Origin of the sequence: Bacteroides sp. ET336 (assembly GCF_024733815.1) — a bacterium.
GTDB lineage: Bacteria > Bacteroidota > Bacteroidia > Bacteroidales > Bacteroidaceae > Phocaeicola > Phocaeicola cellulolyticus.
The window spans coordinates 22,102-33,319 of the sequence record NZ_JANRHK010000026.1; the positions used below are offsets into that span (position 1 = coordinate 22,102).

Annotated in this window: 8 protein-coding genes; 2 read left to right on the forward strand and 6 right to left on the reverse strand. The window is 42.3% G+C overall.

Going from position 1 to position 11,218, the window contains the following annotated elements:
- Positions 1 to 17 precede the first annotated feature (17 nt).
- From NW213_RS15575 to NW213_RS15585, 3 genes are all read right to left on the reverse strand, one after another.
- Positions 18 to 1,106 carry an Sb-PDE family phosphodiesterase gene (locus NW213_RS15575; protein ID WP_154044258.1) on the reverse strand — a complete coding sequence of 363 codons (1,089 nt, stop codon included), beginning with the start codon at positions 1,104 to 1,106 and terminating at the stop codon, positions 18 to 20.
- A 43-nt stretch (positions 1,107 to 1,149) separates the two neighbouring features.
- Positions 1,150 to 3,141, reverse strand: a complete 1,992-nt coding sequence (locus tag NW213_RS15580) for a calcineurin-like phosphoesterase family protein (RefSeq protein ID WP_154044257.1) — start codon at positions 3,139 to 3,141, stop codon at positions 1,150 to 1,152.
- 343 nt (positions 3,142 to 3,484) lie between these two features.
- A complete protein-coding gene (locus NW213_RS15585) occupies positions 3,485 to 4,747 on the reverse strand; it encodes a peptidase U32 family protein (RefSeq protein WP_204392496.1) in 1,263 nt (420 codons plus the stop codon).
- A gap of 146 nt (positions 4,748 to 4,893) precedes the next feature.
- Between NW213_RS15585 and NW213_RS15590 the strand changes: the two genes are divergently transcribed.
- On the forward strand, positions 4,894 to 6,321 hold the full coding sequence (locus tag NW213_RS15590; RefSeq protein WP_258323353.1) for a DUF1593 domain-containing protein: 1,428 nt from the start codon (positions 4,894 to 4,896) through the stop codon (positions 6,319 to 6,321).
- Positions 6,322 to 6,446: 125 nt separating this feature from the next.
- Here the strand turns inward: NW213_RS15590 and dusB are convergent, their stop codons facing one another.
- Genes dusB through NW213_RS15605 form a run of 3 tightly spaced genes read right to left on the reverse strand, consistent with a single transcriptional unit; the run spans position 6,447 to position 9,419 of the window.
- The gene (gene dusB / locus NW213_RS15595) at positions 6,447 to 7,430 is read right to left on the reverse strand and encodes a tRNA dihydrouridine synthase DusB (protein ID WP_204392500.1); all 984 of its coding nucleotides are present in this window, start codon (positions 7,428 to 7,430) and stop codon (positions 6,447 to 6,449) included.
- 16 nt (positions 7,431 to 7,446) lie between these two features.
- On the reverse strand, positions 7,447 to 8,412 hold the full coding sequence (locus NW213_RS15600; protein WP_258323359.1) for a phosphatase PAP2 family protein: 966 nt from the start codon (positions 8,410 to 8,412) through the stop codon (positions 7,447 to 7,449).
- Complete coding sequence (locus NW213_RS15605; protein WP_258323354.1) at positions 8,409 to 9,419, reverse strand: NAD(P)-dependent oxidoreductase; 1,011 nt, start codon at positions 9,417 to 9,419, stop codon at positions 8,409 to 8,411. Before NW213_RS15605 ends, NW213_RS15600 begins: the two co-directional genes overlap by 4 nt.
- Positions 9,420 to 9,634: 215 nt before the next feature.
- Between NW213_RS15605 and NW213_RS15610 the strand changes: the two genes are divergently transcribed.
- Positions 9,635 to 11,149, forward strand: coding sequence for a DNA mismatch repair protein MutS (locus NW213_RS15610; RefSeq protein ID WP_258323355.1), 1,515 nt, complete (start codon positions 9,635 to 9,637; stop codon positions 11,147 to 11,149).
- Positions 11,150 to 11,218 lie beyond the last annotated feature (69 nt).

The following is an 11,218-nucleotide window of genomic DNA, read 5'->3' on the forward strand; positions in this document are numbered from 1 at the left end:
TAAATAGTAATTGAGTATTAAAAACTGAATTGACAGTCAAGCCCTTTTCCGGGTTTTACCACCATATTGGTAACCTCAAAGTTCACTTTACCTGATGTAATGCCGGCATCGCCCAGCTTTACCGTGATGGTATGTTTTGATTTCGGCTCAATGGTATATGTCCTGAAATATATCAGATTGGCGTCGTGCTCTCCCTTCTTAAGATAGAAAGGCAGGTCTGAATTGTTACGGACAACAAACTGTACACGTTTTTCATTCTTGTTTATCTTTTCGATGGTTACCGACTTTCCGAACAATTCTCTCAGCCACTGTTCTTCACCGATAATCATATCCTTAAAGAATACTGCTGTCCTGCGGTTATCCAACGCCTCCCTGATGCCTTCCGGAGTACGTTCCTTGGCAAAAACCAATGTCATTGTACGGTGTTCACCCTTATTGAAGTCAATATTAGTCTGTATCGGTTGATGAATGTCGGATGTTCCTATCATAGTAAGTTTCTTGTCAAGACACCACTGCAACGCTTCCGGATAATAATGCTCACCGTTTGCCACCTCTATGCCCTGCATACATCCGTTATTGTACAACTCGGTATGTTCCTTCCACCATTTTGTTTCTTCCGGCTGCTGTGAGTCCCATCCCGGATGATTCCAGAAGATAAAGGCTTCCTGCGATTTGGCAGCCTGGAAAGCATCCTTATAGTCTTTGGTGTCCAACGGATTACTGTCTGTCAGGAATATGGCATTGTGATGTCCCGGAGCCATAGGACGGGTAATCTCGCTTCCTTTGATAACAATTACATCCTTATTCTTGGCATAATCCTTCATAATCTCGTACGAGCGGTTATGGTCGGCCTGTATGTCTTTCTTATGCGGCCTGTATTCGATATGCTCCGTGATGGCAATGGCATCCAACCCTTCGGAATATGCCTCGTCAACTCTCACAGTAGGCCAAACCAGACCATCTGAGAACACAGTGTGCATGTGAAAATCACATTTCAATGTTTGATACTTGTCAAGGTCCGGTATATCAATGCTTTTATCAACAGCTTGTCCGAATCCCATTTGTACAATCCCGCATAAGGCGAGAGACAGAAAAAGTTTTTTCATAATCTGAGTCTTTTAGTTTTTATAGTTTATAGCGATAACCGTTTTAGCGGAGCCTGTACGCTTCGGTAGAGAACTCTTTGGGACGTTCCATCAACTCCGTCCATTCATGTTCGAACTCATCACGCACAGTAATGACGAGATCCGTATCGGCATCAACAGCTTTCACTTTGAAGAAATGTGTGAACTTTTCAGTAATGAAGCTAGGGGTAGATGTCAGTGTAGATGAGTTGAAACGTTTCACACTTAGAGCTGCCACATGCAGCGGGTCATACGCCCACACCTCTTTCGCCTCAAGCTTGTTGCCATTCTCATCAGTCACGTCCAATGTCCAGTTTGAATTCCAGTTCCAGATATTTATCAGTACCTCATTATTCGTGTTAACCGGGTAGGCGTCAACATAACGTTGAAACTTAGCCTTTACCGAAGCCGGCACACTTGCCGGCATCTGTGGAACATCGGCCAAAGAGAAACTCACATTGTTCAGGTCATAACTACGGAACTGATAATCCTCAGTCCATCCGGTTGATTTATATATCCATTCTATGTCTGTTCCGTTTACATCCCATATAGAGTATCCCCCCGGTGTTCCGTCAGGACTTATATGTACCCCGGGAGTTAAATGTCCTGACCACCACCATGAAGCACATATCGCACCTGCATTATGTTCGTAAACCTCCTGTCTGCCTGTCACGGCTGCTTCCGGAGTCACGTTAAAGCTCAGGTGAGTATGTCCGGTAACAAAATGCACCTTATATCCTTTCAGTGTATTCAGCAATTGTGTAGTGTTCAAAACATCGTGGTCCATCTTGAACCCTTCCGTCTCCGACGGATAGAAAACCTGTGCATGCATTACCACCACCAACGGAGTCGATTTGTCCACATAGGCCAAATCCTTGGCAAGCCAGTTCAACTGCTCTAAAGACACACGCTTCTCGTAGTCGCGAGAGGTTGTCCCATCGTAGTTGCTACAGTCAATGTCGTCCAACACTACATAGTGAACTTTCCCGATATTGAATGAATAGTACATAGGAGCAATGTAATCAGTGAAACGACTTCCTGCATCCTGATCGTCAGTAGATTTATAGTCATAGTCATGGTTACCTATGGTATGGAAAATCTGAAGCCCCTTTACCTGACTGTTTATTGTATTAAGATACTCAGGAAGGGCATAACTATTCGAATACCAGTACAAATCCCAAGTCATGTCGCCCAACGTGATGGCATACATCTTTTCATGCTGATGCAAGGTGCGGTAACTGTTCAAATCCTCAGTAAAGTTCATGAACTGTCCTAAGTCCCCCGTACGGTTGGCAAGGTGCATATCCCCCAGCATGAGCACCTTGTAGTCATCCTGTCCTTCTACAGCTGTAAGCGAGAAATCCACACGTTCCAAAGTGGTGGCATCCCCTCTCATTATTTTATAGAACTGAGGCAAAACTCCATTGGCAGGAACCTCATATCCTGAAGGTATGGAAATAAACACATATCCCCATTTCTTTTCCGATTCCAACTGATAGATACCACGCTCATCAGTCACGCTTACCTCTATCCCATCCGAAACGACAACACCCTGCACCGGACTACCGTCTGCCGACACCACACCATAAACCGTAGTTCCGGCATCAGGTGTGAAATCCAAGTCCTCTACTATATTAATATATGTCTTGCTTATCAACTTCTTCCTGTTATCACGCTTGATATATAAGACGTAATAGCCGGTCTTTATCTCATTACTTAAACTTATGGTAAAACTATCTGCCGCTATAGACAGTATAGGACAAATATAAGAGATACCGTTTTCGGACTCCAATATAATATCATCTGTATCAATCAACGAACTTGTATTGGCACCCGCAAACGTATATTCCCCTCCTACACTTACCTCTATAAGAGAGGGGGCATCAAAGTCAATATCAAAACTATCTTTGATTTCATTCAAAGGTTCGCCACATCCTGAAGTCAATAAAATCAAGACCAAAAGCGACAGCACACTGCGCAACGAAACTGTTTTTAAGCAAAAATAATATTTACCCATACCTATTAATTAAAATCCAGCACAAAGATAGATATAGGTTAAAAACAGAGATATGAATACGTACAACGACAGCAAATGGTATTACAATATTAACTGCTATGAAACAATTCTGCAACATCAGTTGCATTACAAATACTAAAATCCGGGAGAACAATCAGAAGAGGAAAAGTGTTTTCATTTGCATCATTTCACACGTGCAGAATGACGGGGAAGCAGATATAGGAGTAAAGAAGGTATAACTGTAAAGGAAGTATGGTAAAATTAAAGGAGATAAAGTACCTGTTCCAGTGAACATTTACTTTACCCCCTTTAACTCCAAATGAAGCAATAACTTCTGATTTGATTATTTCTTTTTCAGTTCCTCGGCAGGAACCACACGATAGAGTTTGTCGCTGGGACGGATTCTGTCGGGTACCTTGAACGATACATGGACACCTTTCTTCACCACATCCACCGGTTTGAGGTTTACACGTGCCTCTTCCAGGTTTACATACATTGCCCCGGTAGTAGGACCGGTGATGAGCAGCTTGTCGCCGACCTTGATTTCTGTAGCCTCGATGAGGAATTCGGCAACACCGATATTTGAGAAATATTTTATGCCGCGTCCAGCATATACCTTCCTTTCCGTGGCCTCGGAACCGTAGTTCTTGCTCCACTCGCCAAGACGCTGTCCGAGATAATATCCGTTCCAGAAACCGCGGTTGAACACTGTCTTAAGGCGCGTGTCCCAGTCTGCCTTCTTCTCTTCTGTAAACGTGCCGTCCAGATACGAGCGGATAGCTTCCTTATAACATTCCACTACTGTACGAACATACTCTGGTCCGCGCGCGCGTCCTTCTATCTTGAACACGCGTACTCCGGCCTCTATCATCTCGTCCATGAAATGTATGGTCTTAAGGTCCTTGGGAGACATGATATACTGGTTGTCAACTTCCAGTTCTATATCACTCTCCTTATCTTTTACGATATATGAACGGCGGCATACCTGCATGCATGCGCCACGATTTGCAGAAGCATTCAGCTCGTTAAGGCTCAGATAGCATTTGCCGGATACTGCCATACACAAGGCTCCGTGGCAAAACATCTCTATTCTTACTTTCTCGCCCATCGGACCTGTTATGTTCTCTTCCTGAATAGCATCGTAAATCTTGCGTACCTGCTTCAGGTTAAGTTCACGAGCCAACACAACGACATCGGCAAAACGTGAGTAGAACTTCAACGCCTCGGCATTGCTGATATTGAGTTGTGTAGAGAGATGGACTTCCTGACCTACCTGATTACAGTATGCCATGACAGACACATCGGCTGCTATTACCGCGCTGATACCGGCTTCCTTTGCTGCATCCACAATCTTGCGCATCAGTTCTATGTCCTCGTCATAAATTATAGTGTTTATGGTGAGGTAGCTTTTTACTCCATGCTCGTCGCAGAGGGCTGCAATCTCACGCAAATCGTCAATAGTGAACGTGCTTGCCGAACGGGCACGCATGTTAAGGCTTTCAATACCGAAATAGATGGAATCCGCTCCGGCATTAATGGCTGCCGCCAATGACTCGCGCGAGCCTACAGGCGCCATTATCTCGAAATCTTTAATTGAATAATTCATTTATTTATACTTCATTGAGTTACGGCTACAAAGGTACGAAAAATATTCCATTACTTTAATGCCGCACACTGCGTAACTCTATATTCTTTCATCTACTTGTATTTTAATATTATATTTGCAAAAAGAATTTGAAAAGCACAAATATTATGAGAAAACCGAAACTTCTTTTATCACTTTTGATGGCAGCAGCACTAACTTGCCAACCTTCTTCCATAATGGCAAGAAAAGATGCCAAATGTCTGAAACCAAGAATTGTCGTACTGACCGACATTGCTCCTGTTAATGTAGAGCCGGATGATATGGAATCGGCTATAAGACTTCTTTCGCATGCCGATCTTTTCGAGATTGAAGCAATAATAACCACAAGCGGATGGAACAGCAGTGGTAAAAAGTACCCACAAGGATGGATGGACAGCCTAAAAACAGTAATAAACGCATACGAAAAGGATGTTCCAAACCTGATGAAACGCTCTCAGCAAAAGGAATTTATCAGCATCGAAGAAGAATCGAAAAAACAATCAATAGGCTACTGGCCTAGTCCGGAATATCTGAGAAGCCGCATTATGATGGGAAGTCTGGATTTCGGATACAAATCATTGGGTAAAGATAATAATTCGGCAGGAAGTGATTTCATAATCAAACTGGCAGACGAGAAAGACGACCGTCCGCTGTTCATAGGACTATGGGGTGGCGGAAACACAATAGCACAGGCCATATGGAGAATAAAACAGGAAAGAAGCGAGGCTGAACTGGAAAAATTCCTGAAGAAAATCTATATATATGCCATAACAGACCAGGATGTAGCATGGGGCGACAGAGGGAAATATACACTGAGTTCGCACTACTGGCTTAGAAAAGAATTCGGCGACAAAATCAATTTCATATGGGATGAAAGCGCATGGCTGTCGCAATGTGGTCTGGGATCAAGTAATTGGAATGAATACGCAAAGCACATTCAGGGACATGGAAATCTGGGCAAGATATACCCGAAGAACAAATATGGAGTGGAAGGTGATACACCATCTTTCCTGCATGTCCTACCCAATGGATTGAACAATCCTACAGTTCCTAATCAGACAGGATGGGGAGGATATTTCGTATGGGACAAAACCCTGGACAACGAGACTTATTGCTACACCAACACTTCGAAAGAGGCTAAAGCCATCTCACAGAAATATGAAAAATATTTCTACAATGCATCTTTTGCAAACTTTGCAGCCAGGATGGACTGGGCAAAATACGGAAAAGGCAACAGAAATCCGATAGTTATCGTAAACGGGAAGAAAGGTCTTGAAGCTATACAGGTAAATACAAAAGCCGGAAGTACGATAAAACTAAATGCATCGAAAACATATGATCCTGACGGCGACCAGTTGACATACAAATGGTGGTATATGCCTGAAGCAGGCAACTACAATGGAAAGATTGAAATAAGAAATGCCGATAAATCGATTTCAGAAGTCAGCGTACCTACTGATGCAAAAAGTAAAACAATACATATCATCTGCGAGGTGACCGACAATGGCGAACATAACCTAAAGGGTTACAGACGAATAATAATAAACGTGAAATAAGGAATTGCAATTTTTTCTGATGCCGACTATTGTCAGCAGTGCTACCGACAGTTGTCAGCAGCATTGCCGACTGTAGTCGGCAGCTCTGCTGACTACAGTCGGCAATGAAAAATCTATAAAATCAATCAATAGGCAAAAGTCTCTTCTATATGATCAAGAATAGAGTTCAACTCATCTAATGTCTCTGCCCTGAGCATGGCAATACGCGTTTCCTTGAAATTAGGAATACCCTTGAACAAAGGCGACGCTGCAAGATGACGGCGTACATGAAGAATACCGCGACGCTCGTCAAGCAGATTTACACTGTCCTGCACCTCACGACGGAGAACGTTCATCTTCCATCCGAAATCAAGTCCGGTCAGCTCCTCACCTGTCTGCAGATAGTGTTTCACTTCCTTGAACACCCATGGACGACCGAAGCTGGCACGGCCAATCATAATGGCATCCACACCATATTTGTCGAAACATTCCTTTGCGCGCTGCGGAGTTGTGACGTCACCATTGCCTATTATCGGAATATGCATGCGCGGATTGTTCTTCACCTCGCCTATCAGAGTCCAGTCAGCCTCTCCGGTGTACATCTGGGCGCGTGTACGTCCGTGTATAGTCAAGGCTTCTATACCGCAGTCCTGCAATTGCTCTGCAAGCTCCACAATTATCTTATGCTCTGAGTCCCATCCCAAACGGGTTTTCACCGTAACAGGTATCTTAACAGCATCTACCACAGCCTTAGTTATCTCAAGCATCTTAGGAACATTCTGCAGCATACCCGAACCTGCCCCCTTTCCGGCTACACGCTTGACGGGGCATCCGAAGTTCAAATCCAGGATATCAGGATTGGCCTGCTCCACTATTTTTGCAGCCTCAACCATGGTTTCAGTGTCCTTACCATAAATCTGAATGGCTACGGGACGCTCCTTTTCGCTTATGTTAAGCTTCAGCATGGTTTTGCCCACCGAACGTATCAGAGCGTCGCTCGACACAAACTCGGTATATACCATATCGGCTCCAAACTCCTTACAGAGAAGTCGGAATGCCGGATCGGTAACATCTTCCATCGGAGCAAGAAGTACAGGCTGCTCTCCTAAATCTATATTTCTAATCTTCATAAACAAGTTTTATTAATCATTTGAAAGTGGGTGTAATAAACCATTTGTCGTACATCGTTACAGCAATGCGATAAACGAAAAATGCAGATATGAATCCTACAATAGAGTCTATCAGATAATGAGCCTGTATATATACGGTTGCCAGACATAACAGTATATAAAACGGCAACAGAAAATATGTCAGCTTTCTGCTTACCTTGGACGACATTATCATTACTATAGTGGATATGGCAACATGCGAGCTTGGGAATGCCGCCGTAGGCCTTTCGCCTACCTCCTGTGATGCCTCTACCAGATTATAGAAAAAACCGTGCTCATAACCGGGAGCCGGAAACAGCAGGACATTATAATTGAAATAGTCGCCAAGCGGCAGAAACTCACAGGCATTCACTCTGTCCATTCCTATTGCCGGAAAATAGAACTGCGGACCTGCCACAGGTACAAGCAGATAGAACAGATAATATATGAAAAACGAAGTTACTAGCACGAAACATACTTTCTCGAACTTCATATAGTGATTTACAAAATAATATACCACCAATATCAGCATCATTGGATAATAGAAAAAATATCCCATATTAAGCGGTTCGCTGAACCATATCGAAGGGAAATGTTTACTGAACTCAACTGACGGCTGACACTCGAACAATGACTGCTCCATAGCTGCGAATAAATGGTCCAGATTGTCGAACACACGATTGAATTCGTACGTGTCAGGATACCAGTATGCCAACAGTGACATCTGTACCACCATACGTACAAAAGCCGTAAGCCTGCACGGGTATGCCCTATAAAGATACATCAGGGCAAACGTGAGGGCCACTATCCCCAGACGTTCCAGAAGCATAATGCCGGGATGGTCCATGCGAGGATACAAAATCAATATGAGGATTGAGGTCAGTGCATTGTAAATAAGGCTTATACTCTCTACGGCAAAAAGTCCCTTACCCGTCTCTACCCTCTCCAACAATTTTAAGTTTATATCCATCCTTCTTTTTTATACCAGCTAATTATTTCCTTTACACCACGCTCCAGTTTATATTCGGGTTTATATCCTAATTCTTCTATGAGCGGGCTAATGTCACACCTCCAGTTGCGCTGTTTCATTATATTATATTTGTCTCTATTCAGAGTACTCGGCTTGTGAGTGAAATGTGAAAAGAACTCAGCCACATACGAAATAGCTTTGAGTAGGAATAACGGACATACAAATCTTATCATCCACGGATTTCCCAGTTCCTTACGTATAAGGTCGGAAAATGTCCGGCTGTTATACACCTCGCCGTCGCTTACAAAATACGAGCGGTATTTTACGTCCTTCTTTATTGCCAGATAAACAGCCTGAACCAAATCCTTTACATATATGAAAGTAATATCCTGTCTCTTATATCCTGCAACGAAATCAACATGACTGCATATCGACTTTATCATCAGGAAGTAATCCCTCTCGCGCGGGCCATATACTCCTGTAGGACGAAATATTACGTATGGAAAATCCTTCAGACCATGAAGATACTCCTCTGTCTTGAGCTTACTAACACCGTAGGCAGTGTTCGGAACAGGCTTATCCGTCTCGCATATAGACGAATAATCTTTCTCGCATATAGGTCCGAAAATACTGAGTGAACTTATAAAAATAAAATTCTTAGGAGTCATATCAAGCTTAACAAGTGTCTCGATGAAATGACGTGTAGCCCAATAGTTACCTATCTCAAAATCTGCCTTGTCCAAACATTTGGTAACGCCGGCACAATGAATGATATAGTCCCATCCACCGTGTTCCTCTTTATGCTTGAGCAACTGCGACGCCAGTTTGTCAGAATCTGTAAAATCCAGTTCAGCAAAACGGATTCGCTCATCCTGCAAATACTTTCTGCTACTGCTTTTGCGCACTCCAGCCCAAACCTGCATTCCTTCGGCAAGGCCACCCTCAACCAGAAAACTGCCAATAAATCCGCTGGCTCCTGTTACTAATATTTTGTTATTCATAACTTTCCGTATTATAAAGGCACAAAGATAGTGCAAACCGAGTGAAGCACAAAGTTTTCAGGCTTTTGTTTCCGAGGTGCAGGCTATCTCATCTAAAGATAATGTTTCCTATCTATAACAAAACAATCGAACTTTACTATTGTTTACATCAAAAGTAATAAATTGCATCTTTTAGTTTTTGTAAGTATATTTGCGTATATAATATTCTGCCGACTATGGATAACGACATCAAAGCATACGATACATACCGCAGCATGACTTTCGGAGAAAAAGGACTGCCCGAAAATGTACGTCACGAACTGAACATCGACAGTCTGTGCGAAAAGATAGACTTTACATCTTCATGTATAGGCAGACAATATTTATATCACATAGTATGCAAAGATAAAATTTCTCAAGTCAGTGGCAACGAATATCTGATAAAAGAACTACATGATAACATTTCATTAAGGAAGCGGCTTGTAGGACTACTAGGGAAACTGAATAAACCTGATGCTTACACAATAACAGAGTTACTACACGGAAAGAATACAGACTACTCACAAAGCTACATCCACGCAATCAACATCTGCCGGTGGCTGCCGTCGGTTTTCCTGCTATGCACCTTTATAAGCAACATTCCGGGACAGTTTCTTATACTGTTTCTCGCATCATATATCGCAAACTGCTATCTGCATCTGAAACAAAAAAGTCAGCTTTCATTATACTATTTCTCCATACCACAGCTGTACAGACTTTTACAAACAGCAAAAGAGGTTGCAGAAATCAGCATATTCGCCGATACGGACAGAAATATCCACCAGTATATCAACAATCTAAAAGAGCTGGTCAAGAAACTGCGCTTATTCCGTATAAGTATTAATCTGGACAGTAACGCAGCAATGCCTTTATTTATGTTTACAGAATTGCTGGATATATTCTTTCTTCATACCACAATAAATGTTATAAACTCATTCCGTCTTATTGATAGCAAACGTAAAGATATCGACAGCGTTTTCCGTTTCATCGGATTTTTGGATGTAATCTGTTCTTTGTCATTTCTTCGCGAAGAGCTTCCTTATTATTGCCATCCCACAAAACCTGGAAATGATGAAAAGCTGTCGGCTAAATCAGTTTATCATCCGCTGATAGACAACTGTATTCCAAACGACATATCAATATCCACGAAATCAGTACTCATTACAGGCTCCAATATGTCGGGAAAGACCAGTTTCATACGTACTATTGCAATAAATGCAATAACCGGCAAAACTCTTAACACCTGCTTTGCGAATGAATTCAGAATTGATACCGGCAGGCATGTCCTCTCAGTAATAGATACAGAAGATGACTTAGAGAAAGGGAAAAGTTATTTCCTCACGGAAACTGAGAATGTGAAAAAGGTATTCGACAGTGCTATATCGGGCAATCATCTTCTGGTGTTCGACGAACTGTTTAAAGGAACAAATACTGCAGAACGAATTTCCATCAATGCAGCTGTACTGAAGGAACTGGCTGGACATAACAACATAATACTGGCATCGACACACGACAACGAACTTACATCACTCCTTGAAAATGAGTACGAGCTTTATCATTTCTGCGAGAACATTAAGAATGAAACACTGGCTTTCGATTACAAAATCAAGAAAGGCACAGCCAATGAGGGTAATGCCATAAAAATATTAAAGCTATACGGCTATCCTGATTATATAACAGAAGAGGCAGAAAGAATAAGAAAAAACAGATAAAAATACATCACTCGATTTCCCTTAAAGGTTAATACTAAGAATAATAAGCAATACTTTAAAATAAATTTA

Excerpts from the sequence above, each read along its gene's own strand:
- NW213_RS15575 (WP_154044258.1), bottom strand. The coding sequence starts at position 1,106 with ATGAAAAAACTTTTTCTGTCTCTCGCCTTATGCGGGATTGTACAAATG.
- NW213_RS15580 (WP_154044257.1), bottom strand. The coding sequence starts at position 3,141 with ATGGGTAAATATTATTTTTGCTTAAAAACAGTTTCGTTGCGCAGTGTG.
- NW213_RS15585 (WP_204392496.1), bottom strand. The coding sequence starts at position 4,747 with ATGAATTATTCAATTAAAGATTTCGAGATAATGGCGCCTGTAGGCTCG.
- NW213_RS15590 (WP_258323353.1), top strand. The coding sequence starts at position 4,894 with ATGAGAAAACCGAAACTTCTTTTATCACTTTTGATGGCAGCAGCACTA.
- dusB (WP_204392500.1), bottom strand. The coding sequence starts at position 7,430 with ATGAAGATTAGAAATATAGATTTAGGAGAGCAGCCTGTACTTCTTGCT.
- NW213_RS15605 (WP_258323354.1), bottom strand. The coding sequence starts at position 9,419 with ATGAATAACAAAATATTAGTAACAGGAGCCAGCGGATTTATTGGCAGT.
- NW213_RS15610 (WP_258323355.1), top strand. The coding sequence starts at position 9,635 with ATGGATAACGACATCAAAGCATACGATACATACCGCAGCATGACTTTC.